Source organism: Kaistia sp. MMO-174, from assembly GCF_037147815.1.
Taxonomy (GTDB): Bacteria; Pseudomonadota; Alphaproteobacteria; order Rhizobiales; family Kaistiaceae; genus Kaistia; species Kaistia nematophila.
Genome location: NZ_JBBCUO010000003.1, coordinates 17,389 through 41,426, shown reverse-complemented (window position 1 = coordinate 41,426; position 24,038 = coordinate 17,389). Strand labels below are relative to the sequence as shown.

General features: G+C 66.4%; 22 protein-coding genes. 14 read left to right on the top strand and 8 right to left on the bottom strand.

What is annotated here, in order from left to right; translation table 11 throughout:
• Positions 1–5: 5 nt before the first annotated feature.
• Positions 6–899: a LysR family transcriptional regulator gene (locus WFK98_RS12040; RefSeq protein WP_336800381.1), complete on the bottom strand. Its 894-nt coding sequence runs from the start codon at positions 897–899 to the stop codon at positions 6–8.
• 102 nt (positions 900–1,001) lie between these two features.
• Between WFK98_RS12040 and blaOXA the strand changes: the two genes are divergently transcribed.
• Together blaOXA and thrS are read left to right on the top strand one after the other, a co-directional pair.
• Positions 1,002–1,835, top strand: a complete 834-nt coding sequence (gene blaOXA, locus WFK98_RS12035; protein WP_336800380.1) for a class D beta-lactamase — start codon at positions 1,002–1,004, stop codon at positions 1,833–1,835.
• 209 nt (positions 1,836–2,044) lie between these two features.
• Positions 2,045–4,015 carry a threonine--tRNA ligase gene (gene thrS / locus WFK98_RS12030; protein WP_336800379.1) on the top strand — a complete coding sequence of 657 codons (1,971 nt, stop codon included), beginning with the start codon at positions 2,045–2,047 and terminating at the stop codon, positions 4,013–4,015.
• Positions 4,016–4,115: 100 nt separating this feature from the next.
• Here thrS and WFK98_RS12025 read toward each other — a convergent pair whose 3' ends face one another.
• Positions 4,116–4,550, bottom strand: coding sequence for a hypothetical protein (locus WFK98_RS12025; RefSeq protein WP_336800378.1), 435 nt, complete (start codon positions 4,548–4,550; stop codon positions 4,116–4,118).
• Positions 4,551–5,060: 510 nt separating this feature from the next.
• Here WFK98_RS12025 and WFK98_RS12020 point away from each other — a divergent pair.
• Positions 5,061–5,342, top strand: coding sequence for a hypothetical protein (locus WFK98_RS12020; RefSeq protein WP_336800377.1), 282 nt, complete (start codon positions 5,061–5,063; stop codon positions 5,340–5,342).
• Positions 5,343–5,399: 57 nt separating this feature from the next.
• Here WFK98_RS12020 and WFK98_RS12015 read toward each other — a convergent pair whose 3' ends face one another.
• Together WFK98_RS12015 and WFK98_RS12010 are read right to left on the bottom strand one after the other, a co-directional pair.
• Positions 5,400–5,747, bottom strand: a complete 348-nt coding sequence (locus WFK98_RS12015) for a hypothetical protein (RefSeq protein ID WP_336800376.1) — start codon at positions 5,745–5,747, stop codon at positions 5,400–5,402.
• 36 nt (positions 5,748–5,783) lie between these two features.
• Positions 5,784–6,236, bottom strand: coding sequence for a hypothetical protein (locus WFK98_RS12010; protein ID WP_336800375.1), 453 nt, complete (start codon positions 6,234–6,236; stop codon positions 5,784–5,786).
• A 25-nt stretch (positions 6,237–6,261) separates the two neighbouring features.
• Here WFK98_RS12010 and WFK98_RS12005 point away from each other — a divergent pair, with 25 nt between their 5' ends.
• Positions 6,262–6,621, top strand: a complete 360-nt coding sequence (locus tag WFK98_RS12005; protein ID WP_266338222.1) for a hypothetical protein — start codon at positions 6,262–6,264, stop codon at positions 6,619–6,621.
• 836 nt (positions 6,622–7,457) lie between these two features.
• Here the strand turns inward: WFK98_RS12005 and WFK98_RS12000 are convergent.
• The gene (locus WFK98_RS12000) at positions 7,458–8,477 is read right to left on the bottom strand and encodes a hypothetical protein (RefSeq protein WP_336800374.1); all 1,020 of its coding nucleotides are present in this window, start codon (positions 8,475–8,477) and stop codon (positions 7,458–7,460) included.
• Between the two features lie 234 nt (positions 8,478–8,711).
• Here WFK98_RS12000 and WFK98_RS11995 point away from each other — a divergent pair, with 234 nt between their 5' ends.
• The gene (locus WFK98_RS11995) at positions 8,712–9,287 is read left to right on the top strand and encodes a nitroreductase family protein (RefSeq protein ID WP_336800373.1); all 576 of its coding nucleotides are present in this window, start codon (positions 8,712–8,714) and stop codon (positions 9,285–9,287) included.
• A gap of 97 nt (positions 9,288–9,384) precedes the next feature.
• On the opposite strand, the gene WFK98_RS11990 is transcribed toward WFK98_RS11995, so the two are convergent.
• Entirely contained in the window at positions 9,385–10,167 is a 783-nt protein-coding gene (locus WFK98_RS11990; RefSeq protein WP_266338219.1) for an NAD kinase, read from the bottom strand.
• 96 nt (positions 10,168–10,263) lie between these two features.
• Positions 10,264–10,956 (bottom strand): fumarylacetoacetate hydrolase family protein, encoded by a 693-nt coding sequence (locus tag WFK98_RS11985; RefSeq protein WP_336800372.1) that lies wholly within the window; start codon positions 10,954–10,956, stop codon positions 10,264–10,266.
• A 176-nt stretch (positions 10,957–11,132) separates the two neighbouring features.
• On the opposite strand from WFK98_RS11985, the gene purU reads away from it, so the two are divergent.
• The gene (purU, locus tag WFK98_RS11980) at positions 11,133–11,993 is read left to right on the top strand and encodes a formyltetrahydrofolate deformylase (protein ID WP_336800371.1); all 861 of its coding nucleotides are present in this window, start codon (positions 11,133–11,135) and stop codon (positions 11,991–11,993) included.
• The gene (gene folD, locus WFK98_RS11975) at positions 11,965–12,897 is read left to right on the top strand and encodes a bifunctional methylenetetrahydrofolate dehydrogenase/methenyltetrahydrofolate cyclohydrolase FolD (RefSeq protein WP_266338216.1); all 933 of its coding nucleotides are present in this window, start codon (positions 11,965–11,967) and stop codon (positions 12,895–12,897) included. The genes purU and folD overlap by 29 nt, the downstream gene beginning before the upstream one ends.
• A 138-nt stretch (positions 12,898–13,035) precedes the next feature.
• Here the strand turns inward: folD and WFK98_RS11970 are convergent, their stop codons facing one another.
• Positions 13,036–13,938 carry a DMT family transporter gene (locus WFK98_RS11970; protein ID WP_336800370.1) on the bottom strand — a complete coding sequence of 301 codons (903 nt, stop codon included), beginning with the start codon at positions 13,936–13,938 and terminating at the stop codon, positions 13,036–13,038.
• Positions 13,939–14,259: 321 nt separating this feature from the next.
• On the opposite strand from WFK98_RS11970, the gene WFK98_RS11965 reads away from it, so the two are divergent.
• From WFK98_RS11965 to WFK98_RS11935, 7 genes are all read left to right on the top strand, one after another.
• The gene (locus WFK98_RS11965; RefSeq protein ID WP_266338214.1) at positions 14,260–15,216 is read left to right on the top strand and encodes a UDP-glucuronic acid decarboxylase family protein; all 957 of its coding nucleotides are present in this window, start codon (positions 14,260–14,262) and stop codon (positions 15,214–15,216) included.
• Complete coding sequence (locus WFK98_RS11960) at positions 15,213–15,632, top strand: HIT domain-containing protein (protein WP_336800369.1); 420 nt, start codon at positions 15,213–15,215, stop codon at positions 15,630–15,632. The genes WFK98_RS11965 and WFK98_RS11960 overlap by 4 nt, the downstream gene beginning before the upstream one ends.
• A gap of 334 nt (positions 15,633–15,966) precedes the next feature.
• Positions 15,967–16,836: a cellulose biosynthesis protein BcsN gene (gene bcsN, locus WFK98_RS11955; RefSeq protein WP_336800368.1), complete on the top strand. Its 870-nt coding sequence runs from the start codon at positions 15,967–15,969 to the stop codon at positions 16,834–16,836.
• 110 nt (positions 16,837–16,946) lie between these two features.
• The gene (gene bcsA / locus WFK98_RS11950; protein WP_336800367.1) at positions 16,947–19,151 is read left to right on the top strand and encodes a UDP-forming cellulose synthase catalytic subunit; all 2,205 of its coding nucleotides are present in this window, start codon (positions 16,947–16,949) and stop codon (positions 19,149–19,151) included.
• On the top strand, positions 19,148–21,868 hold the full coding sequence (locus WFK98_RS11945) for a cellulose biosynthesis cyclic di-GMP-binding regulatory protein BcsB (RefSeq protein WP_336800366.1): 2,721 nt from the start codon (positions 19,148–19,150) through the stop codon (positions 21,866–21,868). Before bcsA ends, WFK98_RS11945 begins: the two co-directional genes overlap by 4 nt.
• Positions 21,865–22,941 carry a glycosyl hydrolase family 8 gene (locus WFK98_RS11940; RefSeq protein WP_336800365.1) on the top strand — a complete coding sequence of 359 codons (1,077 nt, stop codon included), beginning with the start codon at positions 21,865–21,867 and terminating at the stop codon, positions 22,939–22,941. The genes WFK98_RS11945 and WFK98_RS11940 overlap by 4 nt, the downstream gene beginning before the upstream one ends.
• A complete protein-coding gene (locus tag WFK98_RS11935; protein ID WP_336800364.1) occupies positions 22,938–24,035 on the top strand; it encodes a hypothetical protein in 1,098 nt (365 codons plus the stop codon). The genes WFK98_RS11940 and WFK98_RS11935 overlap by 4 nt, the downstream gene beginning before the upstream one ends.
• The last annotated feature ends 3 nt before the right edge of the window (positions 24,036–24,038 follow it).

Below are 24,038 nucleotides of genomic sequence, written 5' to 3'. Positions count from 1 at the left end.
GCCTGCTAGCCGGCAGCGGCCGCATCCGCGAAGGGCAGGGACGCGGCGAGGATCCAGGCCTGGAACGATCGCATGGCCGGCGTCGGGGTCGAGGATTTCAGCCAGGTCAGCCAGTAGCTGCCGTTCGTGACGGTGGTCTGGAACGGCTGCTGGATCGTGCCGGCGCCGAGCTGGCGGCGGAACATCAGCGGCGGCGCCAGCGCCACGCCGGCGCCGAGCAGGGCCGCCTCGACCATGGTTCGCGAGGAATCGAACACCGGCCCCTTCACCGTCGGCGCCGCGACATCGGCCGCCGCGAACCAGCTTGGCCATTCATCCGCCCGATAGGAACGGAGCAGCGTCTCGCCATGGAGGTCTTGCGGTTCCGCAAGCCGCTCGGCGATCTCGGGGATGCAGAGCACGGAAAGCGGCGCCGCGAACAGGCGTTCCGCCTCCGTGCTGTGCCAGGCGCCGTCGCCGAAGCGGATGGCGAAGTCGAGCCCCTCGGCCGCGATGTCGACGCGATTGTTGTTGGTCGAGAGGCGAAGATCGACGAACGGATGGGCGAGTTTGAATTCCGGCAGCCGCTCGATCAGCCAGCCGACCGCGAAGGTGCCGACGACGCCGATATTCAGCACCTCGCGGACATGGCCGCCCTCGAACTGCTCGAGCACGGCGGCGATGCGGTCGAAGGAATCGCGCAGCGCCGGCAGCAGCGCCTGCCCCTCGTCGGTGAGCGCCAGTCCGCGCGGCAGCCGGCGGAACAGCGTCGAGCCCAGCCGCTCTTCCAGCGACTTGACCTGGTGGCTGACGGCGGCTTGCGTCACGGCGAGCTCGATGGCGGCGCGGGTGAAGCTCAGATGCCGGGCCGAAGCCTCGAAGGCCTTGAGCGCGTTCAGCGGCAGATGTGGGCGGACCATCGGACACCTTAGATTTTCTTATGGCTTGCCAGAAATATCATCGTTTGTCCGGCGTTGGCGAGTGACCTACCAAGGAGCCCTCAACCAACGGAGATGGCTCGAATGATCGACAGGCGGCAGTTTTCCAAGGGTCTTATGCTGACGGCCGGCACGGCCCTGTTCGGCGGACCCGGCTTTGCCACGGCCGCGCTGGCATCAGAGAAATTTGTATCCCGGGTGCTGGTCGATGTCGCGACCGGCAAAACGGTCCATCGCGACGGCCCGGCCGAGCGGCGCTTCTCGCCCTGCTCGACCTTCAAGCTGCCGCTCGCCGTGATGGGCTTCGATTCCGGCGTTCTGGTCGATCCGCACAATCCGCTCTGGGACTACCGGCCGGAATTCCAGACCACGATGGAACAGCAGAAGAAGGCGACCGATCCGACGATCTGGCTCAAGGATTCGATCGTCTGGTATTCGCAGGAGCTGACCCGCAAGCTGGGCGAGGCGCGGTTCCGCGACTATGTCACCCGCTTCGGTTATGGCAACGAGGACGTCTCGGGCAATCCGGGCAAGAAGGACGGGCTCACCCAGTCCTGGCTGAATTCGTCGCTCACCATCTCGCCCGACGAGCAGGTGGCGTTCATCCGCCGCTTCCTCGACCGCAAGCTCGCCGTGTCCGACCATGCCTATGCGGCGACGGAGGCGAGCCTGGCGCAGTTTCCGGCCGAGGGCGGCTGGACATTACACGGCAAGACCGGCAGCGGCTTCCTGCGCACGGCGAAGGGCGCGTCCGACCGGGCCAGGCCGATCGGCTGGTTCGTTGGCTGGGGCGAGAAGGGCGGCCGCAGGATCGCCTTCGCCCGCTTCAATCTCGGCAATGAACGCTCCAAGACCTATGGCGGCATGATCGCCCGCGACGCGATGATCGCGGATTTCGCCGGGCTGGCCGGCGGCTGACGGGCGCCATCATCGGCGGAAAGCGGGCCGGGCGCTCGATTTCCGCCGGTTTCGTTCCCATTTGGGGACTGCGGCTTGAATGGCGCGCTGCCATCGTATAGCCGTCTCGCACCGGCATTGTCGGCCGGTGGGGCGGGGTCCGGATCTCGCTTTTCTTTCAGCCCAACCGCTTACCCGCGTTCGTCTGCGGGAGTGAGCAGGAGACAGATATGATCAATCTGACATTTCCCGATGGTTCCGTTCGCCAGTTCGACGCCGGTGTGACCGGCAAGGCGATCGCCGAAGGCATTTCTAAGTCGCTCGCCAAGAAGTCGGTCGCCATGACCCTCGATGGCGTGCTGTCCGACCTTTCCGACCCGATCACCCGTGATGCGAAGCTCGAGATCGTGACGCGCGACGACCCGCGCGCGCTCGAGCTGATCCGCCATGACGCGGCGCATGTGATGGCCGAGGCGGTGCAGGAGCTTTTCCCCGGCACCCAATGCACCATCGGCCCGGTGATCGAGAACGGCTTCTTCTACGATTTCGCCCGCAACGAGCCCTTCACGACCGAGGACCTGCCGAAGATCGAGCAGAAGATGCGCGAGATCATCGCGCGCAACGCTCCCTTCACCAAGCAGGTCTGGTCGCGCGACCACGCCAAGCAGGTGTTCTCCGACAAGGGCGAGGCCTACAAGGTCGAGCTGATCGACGCGATCCCGGAAGGCCAGGATCTGAAGATCTACAACCAGGGTGACTGGTTCGACCTCTGCCGCGGCCCGCACATGGCCTCGACGGGACAGATCGGTTCCGCCTTCAAGCTGATGAAGGTGGCCGGCGCCTATTGGCGTGGCGACAGCAACAATCCGATGCTGACGCGCATCTACGGCACGGCCTGGCATGACCAGGTCCAGCTCGACGCCTATCTCCACATGCTGGAAGAGGCGGAGAAGCGCGACCATCGCAAGCTCGGCCGCGAGATGGACCTGTTCCATTTCCAGGAAGAGGGACCGGGCGTCGTCTTCTGGCACGCCAAGGGCTGGACGATGTTCCAGGAGCTGATCTCCTACATGCGCCGGCGGCTGCGTCCGCTTGGTTACCAGGAGGTCAACGCGCCGCAGCTGCTCGACAAGTCGCTCTGGGAAACGTCGGGCCACTGGGGCTGGTACAAGGAGAACATGTTCGCGGCGCAGTCGGCCGGCGACGACACCGAGGACGAGCGCGTCTTCGCGATCAAGCCGATGAACTGCCCCGGCCATGTGCAGATCTTCAAGCACGGCCTGAAGTCCTATCGCGACCTGCCGCTGCGCCTCGCCGAGTTCGGCGCGGTGCATCGCTACGAGCCGTCTGGCGCTTTGCACGGGCTGATGCGCGTGCGCGGCTTCACGCAGGACGACGCCCACATCTTCTGCACCGAAGAGCAGATGGCGGAAGAGTGCCTGAAGATCAACGAACTGATCCTCTCGACCTATGCAGATTTCGGCTTCGACGAGATCGTCGTGAAGCTGTCGACGCGTCCGGAAAAGCGCGTCGGCTCGGATGAGAACTGGGATCATGCCGAAGAGGTCATGACCAGGGTCCTGAAGACGATCGAGGAGCAGTCGGGCGGTAAGATCAAGACCGGCATCCTCGAAGGCGAGGGTGCGTTCTACGGTCCGAAGTTCGAATATACCCTGCGCGATGCGATCGGCCGTGAATGGCAGTGCGGCACGACGCAGGTCGACTTCAACCTGCCGGAACGCTTCGGCGCCTTCTATGTCGATTCCGACAGCAACAAGAAGACGCCGGTGATGATCCACCGCGCCATCTGCGGCTCGATGGAGCGCTTCCTCGGCATCCTGATCGAGAACTTCGCCGGACACTTCCCGCTCTGGTTCGCGCCGCAGCAGGTGGTCGTCACGACGATCACCTCGGATTCGGATGCCTATGCGGAAGAGGTCGTCGCCAAGCTTCGCAAGGCCGGCCTGCGCGCCGAGGTCGATCTTCGCAACGAGAAGATCAACTACAAGGTTCGCGAGCACTCGCTGGCCAAGATCCCGGTGATCCTGGTCTGTGGCAAGCGCGAGGCGGAAGAGCAGACGGTGAACCTGCGCCGCATCGGGTCGCGCGATCAGGTGTCGATGTCGCTGGATGAGGCGATCGCGTCGCTGGTTGCCGAGGCGACCCCGCCGGACCTGATCCGGGCGCAACTCGAAGGCTAAGCCTTCGACGTATTGAAGAAACGAAAAACGGCCGGGGTTTCCCCCGGCCGTTTTTTTGCTCGCAGTACTCGATACGAACCCGCAAGCAGTCAGGAGCCTGTTACGGGCCCCAAGAGAAGCTGAGACCGCCGGTGCCTGCCGAGCTGCCCTGCGACGAGCCGCCCGAGGTTCCGCCGCCGCCATGGCCACCGAAGAAGCCCGAGCCGCCGCCACCGCCGTGATAATCGCTACCAGCGCTGCCCGAAGAACCGCCGATGGCGCCGGCCACGCCGACCGAACCCCAGCTGTTGCTCGAAGAGGCCGTCTGCGTGGTCGACGAGCTTCCGGACGTGCTCGTGCTGGCACCAGTGGCGCCGCCGCTGCCGCTGGCCAAGCCGGCGGAGCCGCTACCGGTCACGGTCGACGATGTCGTGGAAGTGCCGCCGGCGCTCTGCGTGGCAGAGCTGGAGGCCTGGCCCGCCATAGCCGAAGCGGAGGCAAGCACGAACAATGCTGAAGCGGCAACGCCGACGAGGGCAGTACGATACTTGGTCATAGTATAACTCCCTTGGTTTACGCGATACTTCGACATTTGTGGCGTCGCGATAATCGTAAGTCGGCGCCAAGTCTGATTATTTCTTATTATTTCGTAATTTGAAATGAATTCTGATTGAAATATATGTGATCAAGAATCGTGAGTTATTCTGCGAAATTCTATCGCCTATATTCGCAGTGATACTTCCAGTATTTTGCCTGGTTCCAGGTTGTCGGCTTGTAGTTCGTGCAGTCGATATTCGATCCGGTTTGGTTGCTCGAGCCGAACAACCTGGCCAAGAAGCCGTTCGGCGATGGATTCGGATTTGGGCCTGGACCTGGACCTGGGCCCGGATCGCCGTCCGGGCCCTCGGAGTAGGCGCCAGCGAACGTGCCTACCTTGGCTGTTTGTGTCGCAGTAGCCGTACCCCCATCCCAGCCATTGCCGGTGGAGTCCGACCCGCCATAGGCCAAGGCCCCGGCGCTGCCCATTCCAGACGACGACGCATTCGCGCCGCTGGTTGACGTACCATTGGCCCCGGCGCTGGCCGACCCGCCGCCGCCACTGCCGTTCGCGCTACCGCTTGAGGTGTTGGAGGCGCTAGCGGATCCGGAGGGGCCGGATGAGGAGGCGCTCGAATGGCTGCCGCTACTGCTGGTGGCGGAGCCGGCGGCCAGAGGGGCGCTACTGAAGGCGAGAAGCGATACCAGCGCCGCTGACGTCACAAGCGATATTTTGGTGATGGAATACGGACGCATGCTTGAAACTCCCCTGATTGTTCCCGTCAAAGGGAACCGCAATAGACTTGGATGAACCTCTGCATTTTCTTCCGGCGGCTTGCCGATCCCTGCCCGGTCCGGGCCGGTCCGATCAGGGCTGGGCGTCGCAGCGGTATTGCCATTTCCGGATGGCGCCGTTCTCCCGCTTCCATTCGACGACCATGCAACTGGTGACGTCGCCGGATCGGGTCGTGGTCACGGTCATGCCGTGATCGCCGTTGCTCTGGGACCAGGCCGAAGCGCTGCTCTGCGCGGTGGTCATGCCGCCTCCCGGCGTCAGGGTTTCGGCCTGGCGGAGCAACCAGTCGGCGGGATCGTTCAGCATGGTGTTCCCGCCGGTGTTGCTGGCGTTTGCTCCGGTGGCGCCGACGGCCAGCAGGCCGGCGGCGAGGCTGAGGGCGGCGAGCTTGGCGGGATGGATAGGGCAGGTGATACGCATGATGTGTACTCCGAGCGCTGTTCCGCGGCTACCGACCTAGCGGAACGGCTGGCAGTAGAGGGTCTTCTGCTGCTGGCTCCAGACGCAGGTGGTGGCGCCCTTGCCGTTCAGGCTGGCGATCCGAACCGTCTTGAAGGGGCCGCTGCCAAGGTTGCTGCCGAGGCCGAAATTGGTCGTCGACGCGCGGTTGTTGAAGTTGGCGCTGGCGAATGAGCTGCTCGACGCGCTGGACAAGCCGGTCGGCGTCTTGCCCTTGGCGAAGGCGGTTGCCCGGGCCCATGCCGTGGCATTGGTCTGGGTGGCGTGGGCGTATGCGGTCGCCGCGCTGCGGGCCGCCGCATAGACGTCCCTCGCCGTGAACGCGCTGCCCGCCGCAAAGGTGCTCGACATCGCCGTGGCGCTGGTGCGGGTCGAAATCGCGATCGAGTAGGCGCCGGTATCGGTGTAGGCGATTGATTCCGAGCCGCCGCCGCGCAATTTGCGCGTCACGACGGTTCCTCCGGTGGCTGTGGTCGTGGGATTCTTGCCGCCGATGGCCGTGGCGGTGGTTTCCGTGCCGGACGAAGTCGTCGCGGTCGGTGTGTCGCCCGCAACGGCGACGGCGGTCACGGTCGTGCCGGCGGTCGCCGAGGTTTCGTCGGTCGGCGTGGTCGCCGAAGCGCCGGCGGCGCCCGTCGCGGACGACGAGGCCTGCATCACGCCGCCTTCGTTCGAGACGCTGGCGGTGGCGCTGGTGCCGGCTCCGGCCGCGGTGGCCGACCCGCCGTCGGATTGCGATGTCTGCGCGCCGCTGCTGCTGGTCGAGGTGCTCGACCCGCCGGTGGTGCCGCTGGTGCTGCTGGGGGATGAACTGGAGCCGTGGCCGCGGGCGTAGGTGAGGGGCGGGGCCACCATCCAAAGGACTGCTGCGAGGGCAATAAATCGCGATGCCGGTCCAAGCAATTGGACAGGCGAATTCATTCGCCGAAACATGATGTGAACCCCTTGTCCAAAATACAAAATACAAAAGGAGTCGAGAGGGCGAAGTCCCCTGCCAGAGCTTCGTTCTCCAGTGCCCAAAACTAGGCCATTCCGATCCTGTATTGAAGGGGATTGGGGCAGTATCGAAGTACAAGTATCCGTTCGATGGGCGGCTTTTTCATCAAAATATTTGAAGAATTGATTGGGAAAAGCGATGCGATTTCGCCGCTACGGGGAGAGTGATCTCCGGCATCAGATCGGATCTGCGTTTCGCAGGTGCGGGCTCGTTGCTCAAAAATAGCTGTGGATTGTTTCAGATTTCGCTTTAACGAAAAAAATATGACGCCGTTCACTATGGTGAATATCCGGTTAATTCGGCTTCGCCAATTCATGGGATGAAACGGACTGGGCCGAACTCGCCCGGCACTACCCAAGTGTAACGCAGTTGTGAGAGCGCGCGATGCACGCGCGGAATCTACAGGCTTCTTTACGTCCGGGCAGAGAAACGACGGTCCGCCATGGGGTTGCCGTTACGTCAATGTCGCGCAAAACGCCATTTGGAACCGAAGTGGTCGTGATCGACTTCCGCGTCCGGAAAGCCGCTGCAAAGTGGCGCCCCAAGTAGATCCGAGGCGGCAACCGTCATCGTCTAAGTCGAAAGGGGTAGGATCCGGCCAGTCCGGGCCCGGACAGGGGCCTGTCGAGCACGCCGGGCGCGCTTTTGCGGCAGGGAAAGGGCCAAGCTCTGGCCTATTTCGCCAGAACCTCGATCTCGCGATTGAGGCCGGGCTCGACCTTGAAGTTGCGCTCGTGGATCTGGTTGTCGTGCTTGGCGATGGCCGTGTAGTCGCCGATGGCGAGCACCACGTCCGGAAAGGCGCCGGCGCTGTCGAAAACGGTTTCGCCGGCCGGCGTCATGACGCTCCACGAGGTGTTCGCGAGGGCCTCGCCGCCGCTTTCAGAGACCAGCTTCAGCGTGATCCGCGCCGCCTGGTGGAACATCCGCACTTCGGTGAGCTTGCCGGCCTCGACGACGATGTCGGCGCGGGCGATGGCGTTGGCGTCGCCATAGCGGCTGACGATGTGATAGGTGCCGGCGTTCAGACGCACGATCTGGTCGTCGCGCAGCGCCGGGACGAGCGGAGAACGGTCCTCGCCGGACGCCCCGTCTCCCGGGAAGATGTCGAACTTGACCAGGTTGGGGATGGGCGCGAGGTCCTTGCCCACCAGCGCGTCCAGCTTGAGGCCGCCGGCATTGAGCACCAGCGTCTCGTATTCGTCGCCGCCGGTGAAGCTGATCGGCTTCATGCCGCCGGCGCGGCCATAGGCGGCGTGCACGACATAATCGCCCGGCTTCAGCGGCAGGCTGACCGCGCCGCCCTCGACCTCGCGGACGAGCGGCAACTTGCCGTCCTTGCCTGGCGTCTTCGAAAAGACGCGCCAGACGACGCCCTTGGGGATCGTCGGCCCGCCATCGACCAGCTTGGCTTCGAGCATCAGCCCCGGTTGCGGCCGGCTCTCGGTCGGCTTGGAGCTCGTCATGTCCGATTTGCCGGTCTTGAGCAGCGCCGCCGGATCGATCTTCTCCGGTAGCAGCGGCGTCAGCGACATCGGATCGGATGGGGCCGCGCCATCGGGAATGTCGGCTGGCGGGATCGGCGGCGCGTCCTGCCCGAGCGCGGGGCCGGTGCAGAGCGCGAGAACGATGAAGCTGGCGCTTCCCGCAGTCCGGGCCTGCCGCAGCAACCAGTGTGAAGCGTTCTCGCGCAAATCCGGGTCCCAGTCTCGATCGATCGTGCCGTGTCCCGTTAGAGCCCGATCAGCGTGGCGATTTCAAGACCTCGGACGCGCTGCGTCGCGGCCGATCCGCCAGAGGGCGCGGCGGCCGGCGGGGGGCCGGGGGTTGTAATGGGGACGGATTCGTCCGATGTCAGGGGCAGCCAGCCGCGCCTTGCCTGTCGCAAGCCGCCCGCCAGTTCCCGGTCCTCCCTGTTCGCGGTCCCCATGACAGATACGATTTCGCTTCTGAAGACACGCCGTTCGTTCCCGTCGATGAACCTCGTCGAGCCCGGCCCGACGCCGGAACAACTGACCGACCTGCTGACCATCGCCAGCCGCGTCCCGGATCATGGCAAGCTCGCGCCGTGGCGCTTCATCCTGTTCCGGGGCGATGCGCGCGCCGCGGCAGGCGAGGCGACGGCGGCTGTGCTGCTGAAGAACCGGCCCGACATCGATGAGAAGTCGCTGGCGCATGAGAAGAACCGCTTCCTGCGCTCGCCGCTGGTGGTAGCCGTGGTCAGCCGCGCCGCGCCGCATGTGAAGATCCCGGAATGGGAACAGTTGATGTCGGCCGGCGCCGTGGCGATGAACCTGATCGTCGCTGCCAATGCGATGGGTTTCGCCACCCAGTGGCTGACCGAATGGGTCACCTATGACGCCGAGGCGCGCCACGTGCTCGGCCTCGCCGATACGGAGCGCCTGGTCGGGCTCGTCTATGTCGGCACGCCGAATACCGATCCGTTCGAGCGTCCGCGCCCCGCGCTCGCCGATATCGTCAGCGAGTGGTCGCCGGTCGCCTGAGCCGGACGGCCTCCCTTCGAAAAGAAAGCCCTCACCCCAACCCTCTCCCGCTCGCGGGGGAGGGTTGGGGTGAGGGACTGTTCCGGCCGACGGCAGACTAGTAGCGGAACTGCTCGGCCAGGATGCGGTCGTCCCAACTATGGCCGGGATCGAACAGGATCAGGCTCTTGGCGCGCCGGTCCTGCTTGATTGCGATCTTTAGGACGGACTTGATCTCGGTGTGGTCGGCGACCGCGTTGACCGGCCGCTTTTCCGGCTCGAGCACGTCGATCGACACGGTGACGCGGTCCGGGATCAGCGCGCCACGCCAGTGGCGCGGCCGGAAGGCGCTGATCGGCGTCAGCGCCAGCAGCGGCGCGTGGATCGGCAGGATCGGCCCATGCGCCGAGAGATTGTAGGCGGTCGAGCCGGCCGGCGTCGAAACCAGCACGCCGTCGCCGATCAGTTCCTCGAGCCGGACCTGTTGGTCGATCGAGATGCGCAGCTTCGCCGTCTGGTAGGACTGGCGGAACAGCGACACTTCGTTGATGGCGAAAGCGCGGTGCTCGTTGCCCATGGCGTCGTGGGCGTCCATGCGCAGCGGATGCAGCGTCGAGGGCACGGCCGCGGCGAGCCGCTCGCGCAGGCCATCCTCGCGAAACTCGTTCATGAGAAAGCCGACCGAGCCGCGGTTCATTCCGTAGATCGGCTTGCCCGAATTCATGAAGCGGTGCAGCGTCTGCAGCATGAAGCCGTCGCCGCCGAGCGCGACGATGATGTCCGCCGCTTCCGGATCGACGCCGCCATAGAGCTTCGTCAGGCGCGCCTGCGCCTCGGTCGCGTCCGCTGTCGTGCTGGCAATGAAGGCGATCGCCCCATGCTGCACCGGTTCGATCGCCATTCGTTCCTCCGAGCCGCGACGGTCGTCGCGGCCGCAATGCCTACCCGTCGGCCCTATCATGCCATCGGCATGTTTCAAAACCGTTGAAGCCCTGCCTCAAACGATCCGAACCTCGAGCTGGCCCAGACCTTCGATCGCGCCGACGACGACATCGCCTCGTTTCAGTTCGCCGACGCCGGCCGGGGTGCCCGTGAAGATCAGGTCGCCCGGCGCGAGGAGGAACCAGCGCGACAGGTGGGAGATGATTTCCGGCACCGACCAGATCATGTCGGCGATGTCGCCGTCCTGGCGCGGCTCGCCATTGACGGTCGCGGTCAGCCGGCCAGACTTGGGGTGGCCGATTGCGGAGGCCGGAACGATCGGCCCAATCGGCGCCGAATTCGCAAAGGCCTTGGCCGTTGCCCAGGGACGGGCGGCCTTCTTCGCTTCGGCCTGCACGTCGCGACGCGTCAGGTCGAGGCCGATCGCATAGCCATAGACATGCGCAAGCGCGTCTTCGACCGCGATATCGCTGCCGCCTTCGGCGAGCGCGACCACCAGCTCCACTTCGTGATGCAGGTCGGCCGTCTGGGGCGGGTAGGGCGCCGGCTTGCCCGCCTCGACGAGATCGTCGGGGTTCTTCTGGAAGAAGAAGGGTGGCTCGCGGCCGTCATGGCCCATTTCGCGCGCGTGCGCGGCATAGTTGCGGCCGACGCAATAGATCCGATGCACAGGGAAGCGGGCCGTCGAATCGCGGACCGCGACCGAGACGCTCGGCGGCGGGGCAACGACGTAGTTCGGTTCGGTCATGACGATTTCCTGTATGCGGCGCGCCCACTCTGTCCCGAGCCCGCCCGCGCGCGCAAGCGTTTCGCGGTTTTCCCTCGTGCGACGCAGTTGTCTGTTGCGGCGCGGCGGCTCGGACGCTAGTGCTGCCCGCCTGCGGAGCCCGGCTCCGCCGCATTCCAAAGAGGCTTAGTAGACCCATGTCAGTCGACCCCGCGCGTTTTGTCCTCACCCTGTCGTGCGGCGATCGTCGAGGTATTGTCGCGGCGGTGGCGAACTGCATCGCCTCGCAGGGCTGCAACATCGTCGAGAGCGCGCAGTATGGCGACGCTGACAGCGGCCGCTTCTTCATGCGCGTCTCGTTCTCGGGTCTCGAGGAAACCACGGTCGAGAGCTTCTCGCGCGGCTTCGAGCCCGTCGCGACGGCCTATGACCTGGACTGGAAGCTGCATGACCTGAAGGTCAAGCCGCGCGTCATGATCCTCGTCTCGAAGATGGGGCACTGCCTGAACGACCTGCTCTATCGCAACTCGATCGGCCAGATCCCGATGGATCTCGTCTCCGTCGTCTCCAACCACGAGACGATGCGCCGCCGGGTCGAGGGCGAGGGGCTGCCCTATCACTACATCCCGATGGACGGCCGCACCAAGGCCGAGCAGGAGGGCGAGATCCTCGCCCTGATCGACGAGCAGAAGATCGATCTCGTCGTGCTCGCGCGATACATGCAGGTGCTGTCGGACAACATGTCGGCGCGCCTGGCCGGCCGCGTCATCAACATCCATCACTCCTTCCTGCCGAGCTTCAAGGGCGCCAAGCCCTACCACCGAGCCCATGAGCGCGGCGTCAAGCTGATCGGCGCGACGGCGCACTACGTCACCGCCGAACTCGACGAAGGCCCGATCATCGAACAGGATGTCGGCCGCGTCGATCACTCCATGTCGGCGGAGGCGATGATCGCCATTGGCCGCGATATCGAGAACACTGTGCTGGCCCGAGCGGTCAAGTTCCACATCGAGCATCGGGTCCTTCTCAATGACACACGGACAGTCGTCTTCCGCTAAGGCTCCGGCAGCCGTCATCGACGGCAAGGCGGTGGCCGCCGAGATCACGGACAAGGTCGCGGCCGAGACGGGCCGGCTGATCGCGGCCGGCGGCGTCGCGCCCGGTCTGGCCGTCGTGCTCGTCGGCGACGACGCGGCGAGCCAGGTCTATGTCGGCGCCAAGGGGCGCAAGGCAAAGGAACTCGGCTTCCATTCGGTGCAGCACACGCTGCCGCTCTCGACCAGCGAGGCCGAGGTGCTGGCAATCGTCGACCAGCTGAACCGCGATCCGTCCATCCACGGCATCCTCGTCCAACTGCCGCTGCCCCGTCACATCGACACGTCGAAGGTGATCGAGGCAATCGATCCGGCCAAGGACGTCGACGGCTTCCACCCGATCAATGTCGGCCGTCTTGCGATCGGCGAGCGGGATCGCGCGCTGGTCTCCTGCACGCCGGCGGGCTGCCTGCTGCTGATCCAGCGCGTGCTCGGCGGAAACCTCGCCGGCAAGGACGCGCTGGTGATCGGCCGTTCCAACATCGTCGGCAAGCCGATGGCGCAACTGCTGCTGCAGGAAAGCTGCACGGTCACGGTCGCCCATTCGCGCAGCCGCGACCTGCCGGCGCTCGCCCGGAAGGCGGACATCATCGTCGCGGCGGTCGGCCGGCCCGAGATGGTGCGCGGCGACTGGGTCAAACCCGGCGCCGTGATCATCGATGTCGGCATGAACCGCATTCCGGCGCCGGAGCGCGGCGAGGGCAAGACACGCCTCGTCGGCGACGTCGCCTATGCCGAGGCGGCCGCAATCGCTTCGGCGATCACGCCGGTGCCGGGCGGCGTCGGCCCGATGACGATCGCCATGCTGATGGCCAACACGCTGGTGGCCGCCTGCCGCGCGGCGGGCCAGCCTGAGCCGACGTTCTAGGACCCTCACCCCAACCCACTCCCGCAAGCGGGAGAGGGGCTCGACTGAGCTGTTGAAGCGCTGGGTCTTGATGAAGGCTGCCGGCCGAAACCCTCGCCCGCTGGCGGGAGAGGGCAGGGTGAGGGGCTTGCTTCGGCCCTACCGTCCCAGCCGTGCGCGGCGGCGTTCGCGGTGCATGATGTAGAGGCCGCTGCCGATCACGATCGCCGCGCCGAACACCATGACCGGATCGACCTGGGTGCCGAACAGGATCGCGCCGTAGATGATGGCCCAGAGGATCATCGAATACTGCATCGGTGCGATGACCGAGGCGGGCGCCAGAGACAGCGACTTCGCCACGAAGAACTGGGCGCTGCCCATGAGCAGGCCCGTGCAAGCGAACAGCGCCATGTCGGGCAGGGTCGGCATCCGGAAGGTCAGGATCATGCCCGGCAGGCTGACGGCGATCAGGCCCGTGACGACCGCCAGCACCATGACGGCGTGGGCCTCCTCGCGGGCGATGCGACGCATGACCAGCACGGTGAAGGCGCCAAGGCCGGCGCCGACGAGCGCGGCGGCGTGGCCGACATGCAGGGTCTCGAAGCCCGGGCGCACCATGACGATGATGCCGACGAACCCGACCAGGACCGCGCCCCAGCGATGCAGCCCGACCTTCTCGCCGAGGATCGGGATCGATAGCAGCGTGACGAAGAGCGGCGTGCAGAAGGCGATCGAATAGCTTTCCGCCAGCGGCAGCTGCGAGAAACTGTAGAAGCCGAACACGGTCGCGGTGCCCGCGAGCGCGCCGCGCAGCAGCACGAGGCGCGGATGATGCACGCGGAGCCTGCCGAAGCCGCCGCTGCGCAGGATCATCACCGTCAGCGGGATCAGCGCGAAGAGGGCCTGACTGACGATGATCTGGAACACCGAGTAGCGCGCCGTCAGCAGCTTCACGATCGCATCGCTGGTAGCGAACATGATGTTGCCCGACAGCGCGATGAGGATGCCGGCGACGACGCGTTCTGTCTGCTCGTGGGTGGTGGATGGCAGCACGGCAGACATCAGCACGCGCTCCGATGAAGCGGGCTGATCCAGCGCGCGTCGGCGGCGACGCAGCGCTTCTCGGCGGGGATGGACACGACGGCCTCGGGTGTGTGCGGTGGCAGGCCGGCAGGCGAGACTCGCCAGCCATGGTTGCAAGCTGATGCAAACCCCGGCCGATGACGGAATCAAGGCGTATTCGCGCCGATTCGGGGCCATCATGATGATGTTATGATGTTGTTCGGTCCCCTGTGGCCGAAAAGCCCCGGCGCGGGGCATCGGCCGCATTGGCGGGCGCTGCGCGAGCGGTCAGTATGGCGCGCACGAATCGAAGGGTTACTCATGCACGCGAACAAGCGGATACTCGTCACCGGCGGCGCCGGTTTCCTCGGCTCGCATCTGTGCGACCGGCTGCTGGCGCGCGGCGACGAGGTGCTCTGCGCCGACAATTTCTTCACCGGCTCCCGCCGCAACATCGAGCACCTGATCGGCCACAAGCGCTTCGAACTGATGCGCCACGACGTGACCTTTCCGCTCTATGTCGAGGTCGACGAGATTTACAATCTCGCCTGTCCCGCCTCGCCCGTGCACTACCAGCACGATCCGGTCGCGACCACCAAGGTCAGCGTCCATGGCGCGATCAACATGCTCGGCCTCGCCAAGCGCGTGAAGGCGAAGATCCTGCAGGCCTCGACCTCCGAGGTCTATGGCGATCCCTCCGTGCATCCGCAGACCGAGGACTACTGGGGCAACGTCAACCCGATCGGCATCCGCTCCTGCTATGACGAGGGCAAGCGCTGCGCCGAGACGCTGTTCTTCGACTACTGGCGCCAGCACAAGCTGCGCATCAAGGTGATGCGGATCTTCAATACCTACGGCCCGCGCATGCATCCGAACGACGGCCGCGTGGTGTCGAACTTCATCGTGCAGGCGCTGCGCGGCGAGGACATCACCATCTATGGCGAGGGCCGGCAGACGCGCTCTTTCTGTTATGTCGACGACCTGCTCGACGGCATGGTCCGCCTGATGGAGACCGGCGACGACGTCACCGGGCCGGTCAATATCGGCAATCCCAACGAATTCACCATCCGCCAGCTGGCGGAGCGGGTGATCGCCCTGACGGGTTCTTCCTCGAAGCTAGTCTTCCAGCCCTTGCCCTCGGATGATCCGCGCCAGCGCCAGCCCGACATCACGCTGGCGGGGCAGCTGCTCGACTGGAAGCCGACGATCGAGCTCGACGAGGGACTCCGGCACACCATCGCCTATTTCGACAAGCTGCTTTCGGAGAATGCGGCGTGAGCGCGGCTTTCGAAGTCGCCGAGCGGATCGCCGCGGACAGCGTGCTGGTGGCGGAGTGGCCGCTCTGCCAGGTGCGTCTGATGGATGATCGTCGCTTCCCCTGGCTCCTGCTCCTGCCGCGCAGGGCCGGACTGGAAGAATGGACCGAGCTCGACGAGGCAGAACTTGCCGTGCTCGCCGTCGAGATCAAGCGGGCCGGCGAGGCGCTCGGGGCGGTCGCGACCTTTGACAAGCTGAACGTCGGCGCGCTCGGCAACATTGTTCGCCAGATGCATGTGCACGTCATCGGCCGCTCCGTCGACGACGCCGCCTGGCCCGGCCCGGTCTGGGGGCAGGGGACGCGCGAATCCTATCCGGACGTGGAGCGCGCCGATCTCGTCCGCAGGTTGCAGAATCATCTGAGGGCCGCGCGTTAACCGTGATGGAGGGCGCGGGCGATCGGCGGTCCCGGCCGCAAGTTCAGCCCGTGCCTGCACTTTTCCCTGTTGATCCTATGCCGCAGTGCAAGATTAACGGCCCTTAACAATCCCTTGGTAACCGGTTGTTAACCATGCTCGAAGGAGGTTGAGCATCGAGGCCCGTGGCTGTTCGCAGCCGGGCTGATCGGCTGTCGCAGCCGGCTGGGTTCCGTTCAGGCCGGACATTGCAATTGCTGGCGCACAGGGGACGATCGATGCGGCGAATTCTTAGGAACCGGGTCAATGGGCGGCGCCGCGCGGCGTCCGGTCTCGCTCGGGGATGTGCCGCCTGATGAACCGGGCCTTTTCCCGCTCTCCCCTCGGAATGGTCGGTTGCGCCCTGGCGCTGGCGAGCCTGGCCGCCTGCGGCAGCATCGGCGGCCGCAACATCCAGTCGGGCTCGATCGCCACCAGCGTTACGATCGACAAGGCCTTCGTCGACATGCCGCCGGGCGGTCCCGGCGTCGTCGGCGTGATCGAGCGCCACTACGCCAACTCGACCACCCAGGAGATCGTCCTCTCCAACCGCTCGCACACGCCCGGCCAGAACATGGTGACGGCGACGCTGTTCGGGCCGGTGAAATCGGTGACCGGGCCGGAGAACACCCAGGCCAATCCCGCGATCACGCTGAGCGCCATCGGCGCCGAGATGCGCCAGGCCCTGCCGGGCGTGCCGATGCGCGTCTCGCCCTATTACGCGCAGAACCGCTACGGTTCGTTCGGCTATGCCATGGGCGGCTCGGCGCAGGGCGATACCTGCATCTATGCCTGGCAGCGCATCCGCACACCCGATCTCGATTCCAACATGACGATCGGGCAGGGCACCATCACGCTGCGGCTCCGCCTCTGCGAGCCGAACACGACCGAGGCCAACCTGCTCGCCGTGATGACCGGCATGACGATCAGCTCCTACATCATGGCTGCCAACTGGAATCCCTATGGCGGCGCGCCACCGATCCCGGCCGATCTCGGCAGGCTCGGCACGACCGTGCTGCCGACCGCGCAGGTGACGCCGCAGCTGGCGCCGGAACCGGCGCCAGCGTCGGCCGCTCCGGTGCGCCGTGTCGTCCGCAAGGCGCCCGTCGAGGCCGCCGATCCGGTGCCGGCGGCCGATAGCGGCCGCTTCGACGATTTCGCAGCTGTCCCGCCTCCCCAACTTTGAGCGCATGACATGACGTGTGGTGCCGCAGCGCATTTCGGTGACAGGAGCCGCCCCGGTGCGGCCGTAAGGCCGTCCGGGCTTTGCTCCCGGCATGAAATGGGGAATTCGTGATGGGACGCATCGGCATCGGGCTGCTCTGGGCCATCGCGGCGCTGGCGACGGCCTTCCTCATCACCCTTCCTATCAGCCTGCAGGCGCACCTGATCGCCGGCACCGCGGTGCTCGGCGTGATGATGGTCCTGAAGACCTTCACGAGCGGCGGCGTCTGGCGCCAGATCGCGCTCGCGCTCGGCACGTCGCTGGTGCTGCGCTACGCCTACTGGCGTACGACCAGCACGCTGCCGCCGATCAACGAGCTGCAGAACTTCATTCCCGGCTTTCTCGTCTACATCTGTGAAATGTACAGCATTTTCATGCTGTTCCTGAGCCTGTTCGTCGTGATGCTTCCGCATCCGCCGCGCAACCTCAAGATTTCGTCCTCCGACCCGGACCTGCCGACCGTCGACGTCTTCGTTCCGACCTACAACGAGGAACCGGAGCTGCTGGCGACGACGCTCGCCGCCGCCAAGGCGATGGACTATCCGGCCGAGAAGCTGACTGTCTGGCTGCTCGATGACGGCGGCACCGTCCAGAAGCGCAACGCCGAGAACATGCAGGCGGCGCAGGAGGCGGAAGAGCGTTTCGTCACGCTGCAGAAGCTCGCCGAGGATCTCGGCTGCCGCTACCTGACGCGCGAGCGCAACGAGCACGCCAAGGCCGGCAACATGAACAACGGCCTGCAGTTCGCCAAGGGCGAACTCGTGGTCGTCTTCGACGCCGACCATGCGCCGGCGCGCGATTTCCTGCTCTACACGGTCGGGTACTTCAAGCAGGATCCGAAGCTCTTCCTGGTGCAGTCGCCGCACTTCTTCCTCAACCCCGACCCGGTCGAGCGCAACCTTCGCACCTTCGAGACGATGCCGTCCGAGAACGAGATGTTCTACGGCATCATCCAGCGCGGCCTCGACAAGTGGGACGCCTCGTTCTTCTGCGGGTCGGCCGCGGTGCTGCGCCGCGAGGCGCTCGACCAGACGGGCGGCTTCTCCGGCGTCTCGATCACCGAGGACGCCGAGACCGCGCTCGAGTTGCACGCCAGCGGCTGGCACAGCGTCTATGTCGATCGCCCGCTGATCGCCGGCCTGCAGCCCGCCACCTTCGCCTCGTTTATCGGCCAGCGCAGCCGCTGGGCGCAGGGCATGTACCAGATCCTGCGGTTCCGCTTCCCGCCCGGCAAGCGCGGTCTCTCGATCCCGCAGCGGCTTTGCTACATGTCGAGCACGCTGTTCTGGTTCTTCCCGCTGACGCGCTGGATCTTCCTGCTCGCGCCGCTCTGCTACCTGTTCTTCAACCTCGAGATCTTCACGGCATCGGCGGGCGAGTTCGTCGCCTACAGCTCGTCCTACATGATCGTGAACCTGATGATGCAGAACTACCTCTATGGCCGCTTCCGCTGGCCATGGATCTCGGAGCTGTATGAGTACGTGCAGTCGGTCTACCTGCTGCCGGCACTGTTCTCGGTCATCCTCAATCCGAGCAAGCCGACCTTCAAGGTGACTTCCAAGAGCGAATCGCTCGACGTCGCCCGCGTCTCGGAACTGTCGCGGCCGTTCTTCATCATCTTCGCCGTGCTGGTGTTCGCCGTGCTGATGACCGCCTGGCGCATCATCAACGAGCCCTGGAAGGCCGACGTCGCCTTCGTGGTGGGCGGCTGGAACTTGCTCAACCTGATCATCGCCGGCTGCGCGCTTGGCGTGGTGTCCGAGCGCCAGGAGAACCGCGCCAGCCGCCGCGTCGACGTCAAGCGCCGCTGCGAGATCCTCGTCGGCGACAAGGTGATCCCGGCGACGATCGAGGACGCCTCGGTCGGCGGCGCCCGCATCAACCTCGGCAATGTGAAGGTGCCGGAGATCGCCCGCGACCTCTATTGCGACGTGCGCTTCAAGACGAATGTCGAGATCGCGACCCCGTCCATGCCGATCAGCATCCGCAGCATGATCCGCAAGCCCGAAGGCGTGATGCTCGGCGTCCGCTACGAGCCCTCCGTCGCCGACCATTACCGGCTGATCTCGGATCTTGTGTTCGCGAGTTCCGATCTCTGGACCAAGTTCCAGTGGTCGCGCCGCACCAACATCGGAATCCTGCGCGGCACCGTCTGGTTCCTGAGCCTGTCCGTCTACCAGACCGGGCGCGGCCTCGCCTATTTCCTGAGATCGTTCCGCCGCTCGCAGCCCGACAAGGCTTCCGTGGCCGCAGCCGCCGGAAAGCCGAATTCATGAAGACGCTGATCCGCACCGGCTTCGCCATCGGCTTGCTCGGCACAAGCGCCATCTGGGCCATCGCGCAGGCGCCGCAACCCTTCGACATGAGCGGCGAGCGCGCCGCCAATCCGGCGCCGGCGGCTCCGCCCGCCGCGCTGAACCCGGCCGCGGTCGCCCGGCCCGAGGCTCCGTTCCAGCTGGCGCCTCCCGTCCAGCCGGCGCAGCCCGCCCAACCTGTCCCCGTCCAGCCGGCGCCGGCCGCCGCTCCCCAGCCGCCGGTCGTCGCGCCGGCGCAGCCTTCGGCGGCCGCCCGGCCCGAGCCGATCCGCGAGATCCAGATCGCTCCCGTCGCCCCCGAGCCCGAGGCGGTCGAACTGCCGCCCGCGCCGCAGCCGGCCCAGGCCGCCCCGCAACCAGCGCCGGCCCCCGCGCCGCAGCCGGCCCAGGACGTGGCGGCTGCGACTGCGGCCAAGCCGGCGCTGCCGGCCAATTTCGAGCGCCGCTACATCGTTCCCTCCGCGTCGATGCGGCTCGAGGGCGAGATGGACCAGCGCGCCTGGGCGATCTTTCTGACGGCCGATCAGGCCGCCACGCCGGCGCGCCTCGACGTTTCGTTCAAGAACGCCATCGTCGTGATGCCCGAGGCGTCGCGCCTGAGGGTTTCGATCAACAACGAGCCCGTGCTCGAGACGGCGCTCTCGTCCTCGGAATCGTTCCGCGACGTGATGGCCATGGTGCCGCCGGGGCTTTTGCAGGCCGGCGCCAACACGATCCGCTTCCAGGTGGCGCAGCGCCACCGTACCGACTGCACCGTCCAGTCCACCTTCGAGCTCTGGACCGAGATCGATCCCGCCGGGACGTCGCTGATTTTTGCGCGCGCCGACGCGCCGCGCAGCTTGCGCGGTCTCGTCGACCTGCCGGCCATCGGCTTCAACGAGAAGGGCGTGACGCCGATCCATGTCATCGCGCCCGGCAGCAACCAGCCGACGATCGCGCCGCATCTCCTGAAGCTCGTCCAGGCGCTCGCCCTGACCGGCAACTATCCGAACCCGGTCGTCACGGTCTCCGAGACCGTGACCAAGCCGGATGGCGACGGCTCGCTGACCGTCGTGCTCGGCGTTGCGAGCGAGATCAGCGCGGCCCTGACGCATCCCCCCGCGGATGCGATCTCCCGTCCGATCGTCGGCTTCGTCGATGACGAGAGGCTCGGTACGTCCGTCCTGGTCGTCTCCGGCGCCAACTGGGGTCAGATCGGCACGGCCATCGAGACGATGGCGGCGGCGGTCGATCGCCCGATCAGCGTCGTGCGCACCGTCATGAACACGGCGCCCTGGCTCTCGCCGGACGTCCGCTTCGTCACCGGCAAGGACAGCTTCCGCATCGCCGACGCGGGCGCCGGCACGCAGGAATTCTCCGGCCGCCGCTTCCATACGGAATTCGCGGTGGGCGTGCCCTCCGATTTCTACGCCGAGGCCTATGGCGAGGCCACGCTGCTGCTCGACGCGGCCTATACCTCGGCCGTCCGCCCGGCCAGCCACATCGACATCTATGTGAACGACCAGATCGCGGCGACGACACGCATCACGCGGCAGCAGGGCGGCATCTACCGCCAGTTTCCGATCCAGGTCCCGCTTCGCCACTTCCGGCCGGGCGTCAACCGGATTTCGATCAACGCGATGCTCGATACGGCCGAGGACGCAGTCTGCGCGCCCGGCGGGTCGACGGCGGGCGGCCAGCGCTTCGTGCTGTTCGACACCACCACCTTCGCGATGCCGAACTTCGCGCGAATCGGGCGCCGGCCCAACCTGGCGGCCTTCGCCGGCACGGCCTTCCCCTACAACCGGGCGGAGGAGCCGAGCGCGCTCGTTCTCGGCCGTGCCGATCCGACCATCTATTCGGCAGCCGCGAGCCTGGTGGCCCGGATGGCGATCCAGGCCGGCCGCATCGTGCCGCTGACGCCGACGCCGGCCGCCAGCGTCGGCGACCGCTCCGCCATCTTCGTCGGCACGGCGGCACAGATGCCCGCCAGCGTGCTCGGCCAGGTCCATGTCGCGGAAAGCATCCGCACCAGCTGGCGCGACGAGACGAGCGCGGGCAAGCGTGTCATGCCCGCCTCGGCTGCTGCCGGGTTCGAGGCGCTCGACGGCGCCCTGCATCGCCCGGGCACCGAGATCGGCCAGGCGCCGGCCTCCAGCCCGGAGACCGAGGACACCAGCGCAACCTTCAATCGCTGGCGCAGCGAGGTCGGTGGCGGCGGGCTGCAGGGGCAGCTCGCCGGCTTCGAAGGCTGGCTGCAGCGCAATTTCGACATCTCGTTCTCGACCTTCCGCCTGCGCGAGGCGGCGGCGCCTCCCTATGACCCGGCGCCGAAGACGAGCCTGATCGTGGCGCAGCAGGCGAGCCCGAACGGCGGCGGCACCTGGACCGTGCTGACGGCGCCTTCCGAGGAGCGGCTGATCACCGGCATCCAGTCGATCTCGACGGTCCAGCGCTGGCCGCTGCTCGGGGGGGCGCTCACCACATATTCCGCGACGACCGACGCGATCGAGAGCCGGCCGCTGCTGACCTTCGAATTCGTGATGACCCAGCCGGTCGCGCCGGGGAATCTGCGCCTGATCGCCGCCAACTGGCTTTCCAGCAACGTCGTGGTCTACGCGATCGGGCTGGTGGTTTTGTGTATCGTTCTCGGCATTGTCACGACGGGCCTTCTGGCACGCCTGGGGAGACGGTCATGATTGGTTCTTTCCTCCGCATTTCGGGTGTCGCATCCCTGATCGCCGGCGGCTTGATGTCGGTGGCGGTGGCCGCCCACGCGGAGCAACTCACCATGCGCGGCACCGTCTCGGCCGATGACTGGAAGACCTACAGCGATCGCTTCGTCGCTCCCAACGGACGCGTCATCGACGACGCCAACGGCGACATCAGCCACAGCGAAGGGCAGGGCTACGGACTGCTGCTTGCCTTCGCCGCCGATGACCGCGCCGCCTTCGAGCGGATCTGGAGCTTCACGCGCACCGAACTGCTCCTGCGCGACGACGGCCTGGCCGTCTGGAGCTGGCGGCCGACGCTGCCGCATGTGCCCGACACCAACAATGCCAGCGACGGCGACCTGCTGATCGCCTATGCGCTCGCCGAGGCGGGCTGGGCGTGGAAGGAGAAGGGCTATCTCCAGTCGGCCACGGCGATCGCCACCGCGCTCGGCAAGAAGACCGTGGTGAAGGATCTCGGCCGGGAGCTGCTGCTGCCCGGCGTCGATGGCTTCAGCCGCTCGGCGCGCCCGGACGGGCCGATCGTCAATCTCTCCTACTGGATCTTCGAGGCGTTTCCCGTGATGGCGCAGCTGGCGCCGGCGACCAACTGGAAGGGACTTGCGAATTCCGGCCTGTCGCTGCTGCGGCAGGCGCAGTTCGGCGAGGAGCATCTGCCGACCGACTGGATCACGGTGCATGAAAAGCGGGTGGAGCCGGCCGACGGCTTCGATCCCGTCTTCGGCTACAATTCCATCCGCATTCCGCTCTACATCCTGCGCGCCGGCATCACCGACGCCGCGCTGCTCGGGCCCTATGAAAAGGCCTGGTTCGGACCCGGCAAGCCGGGTCCCGCCGTGATCAACGTCAAGACCAACGCGGTCGAGAGCACGCTAAGCGAGCCCGGCTATCGCATCGTCGCCGCGGCGCTGGCCTGCGTGCGGGACGGCAAGCCGGTTCCGGACGACCTCAAGACCTTCTCGCCGACGCTCTACTACCCGTCGACCCTCCACCTTCTCTCCTTGTCCTTTCTGAAAGAAAGGCGCGCGGAATGCCTGTGAAGCAGCAGCTCCTGATCCTCGGCGCCTTTGTGGTCATCGGCCTGGAAGGCGCCTATCTCCTCGACCAGGCGCTGTCGCCGGCGGAAGCGGGCGACGAAACCGCGCAGATGCTTCAGGTACGGCGGGTGCAAGACGCCGCCACCGACTTTTATGGCTCGTCCGCGAGCGTCCCGGTCGTGCCGACGCGAACCGTCCGCATGGCGCAGGCCCCGGCGGCGCCCGCGGCTCCGGCCCAGGCTCCGGCTGTCGCGCCTGCGGCGCCGGCCCCCGCCATCGCCCCGGCGCCGGCGCTGGCGGCAGCTCCCGCTGTCGACGAGACTGCGCTCCGCTATTTTGCCCGCCAGGGTGACCAGCGTCGTCTGCAGGCGGAGATCGCCCGGCTTCGAGCCCTCAACCCCGATTGGACACCGCCGGACGATTTCTCGGCGCCGGTGCCGATTTCCGATCCGGTGCTTGACCAGATGTGGAAACTCTATGGCGACGGCCAGTATGCCGCCGTGCGCAGCGCCATCGCCGCACGGCTCGCCCGCGAGCCCAACTGGCAGGTGCCGCCGGACCTGCTCGCCCGCCTCGAAGTGGGCGAGGCGCGCGACCGGCTGGTCAATGCCTCCAACGCGCAGCAGTGGAACACGGTCGTCTCGGTCGCCGCCGCGACGCCGGCTCTCCTGACCTGTGCCGATGTCGACGTGCTCTGGCGCGTCGCCGAAGGCTTCGCCAAGACCGCGCGGACGCCGCGCGCCCGCGATGTCGGCGTCTACATCCTGACGAACTGCCAGGACCCGAAGGAACGTCTCGCCACCGTTCAGAAGGCGATGGGCTATCTCGACGATGCCGAGCTCAACGAATTGCTCAAGCTGGAGCGCACCGGTCCGGACGGGCAGGGCGAGTTCGCGCCGGTCAAGGGCGACCTGGCCCGGCGCCGCCTCGCCGCCGGCGCCAAGGATCCGAGCCTCGCAGTCGCGCCCGACGATATCGCGCTCGTCGAGCGGCTGGTGCGGGAGGGCACGGGCCCGGACGATGCGGTGCTTCTCGGCTCCTACTGGTTCCAGCACAACGACCCGACCCGTGCGGCGCAGTGGTTCGAACTCGCCTAGGGG

What these genes read in the sequence shown, in the direction of transcription:
- WFK98_RS11970 (WP_336800370.1), bottom strand. Translation starts at nt 13,938, where the DNA reads ATGTCTGCCGTGCTGCCATCCACCACCCACGAGCAGACAGAACGCGTC.
- bcsN (WP_336800368.1), top strand. Translation starts at nt 15,967, where the DNA reads ATGAACCGGGCCTTTTCCCGCTCTCCCCTCGGAATGGTCGGTTGCGCC.
- WFK98_RS11940 (WP_336800365.1), top strand. Translation starts at nt 21,865, where the DNA reads ATGATTGGTTCTTTCCTCCGCATTTCGGGTGTCGCATCCCTGATCGCC.
- WFK98_RS12025 (WP_336800378.1), bottom strand. Translation starts at nt 4,550, where the DNA reads ATGACCAAGTATCGTACTGCCCTCGTCGGCGTTGCCGCTTCAGCATTG.
- folD (WP_266338216.1), top strand. Translation starts at nt 11,965, where the DNA reads ATGACACACGGACAGTCGTCTTCCGCTAAGGCTCCGGCAGCCGTCATC.
- WFK98_RS11945 (WP_336800366.1), top strand. Translation starts at nt 19,148, where the DNA reads ATGAAGACGCTGATCCGCACCGGCTTCGCCATCGGCTTGCTCGGCACA.
- WFK98_RS11995 (WP_336800373.1), top strand. Translation starts at nt 8,712, where the DNA reads ATGACAGATACGATTTCGCTTCTGAAGACACGCCGTTCGTTCCCGTCG.
- purU (WP_336800371.1), top strand. Translation starts at nt 11,133, where the DNA reads ATGTCAGTCGACCCCGCGCGTTTTGTCCTCACCCTGTCGTGCGGCGAT.
- WFK98_RS12015 (WP_336800376.1), bottom strand. Translation starts at nt 5,747, where the DNA reads ATGCGTATCACCTGCCCTATCCATCCCGCCAAGCTCGCCGCCCTCAGC.
- WFK98_RS11985 (WP_336800372.1), bottom strand. Translation starts at nt 10,956, where the DNA reads ATGACCGAACCGAACTACGTCGTTGCCCCGCCGCCGAGCGTCTCGGTC.
- thrS (WP_336800379.1), top strand. Translation starts at nt 2,045, where the DNA reads ATGATCAATCTGACATTTCCCGATGGTTCCGTTCGCCAGTTCGACGCC.
- WFK98_RS11965 (WP_266338214.1), top strand. Translation starts at nt 14,260, where the DNA reads ATGCACGCGAACAAGCGGATACTCGTCACCGGCGGCGCCGGTTTCCTC.
- bcsA (WP_336800367.1), top strand. Translation starts at nt 16,947, where the DNA reads ATGGGACGCATCGGCATCGGGCTGCTCTGGGCCATCGCGGCGCTGGCG.
- WFK98_RS11990 (WP_266338219.1), bottom strand. Translation starts at nt 10,167, where the DNA reads ATGGCGATCGAACCGGTGCAGCATGGGGCGATCGCCTTCATTGCCAGC.
- blaOXA (WP_336800380.1), top strand. Translation starts at nt 1,002, where the DNA reads ATGATCGACAGGCGGCAGTTTTCCAAGGGTCTTATGCTGACGGCCGGC.
- WFK98_RS12040 (WP_336800381.1), bottom strand. Translation starts at nt 899, where the DNA reads ATGGTCCGCCCACATCTGCCGCTGAACGCGCTCAAGGCCTTCGAGGCT.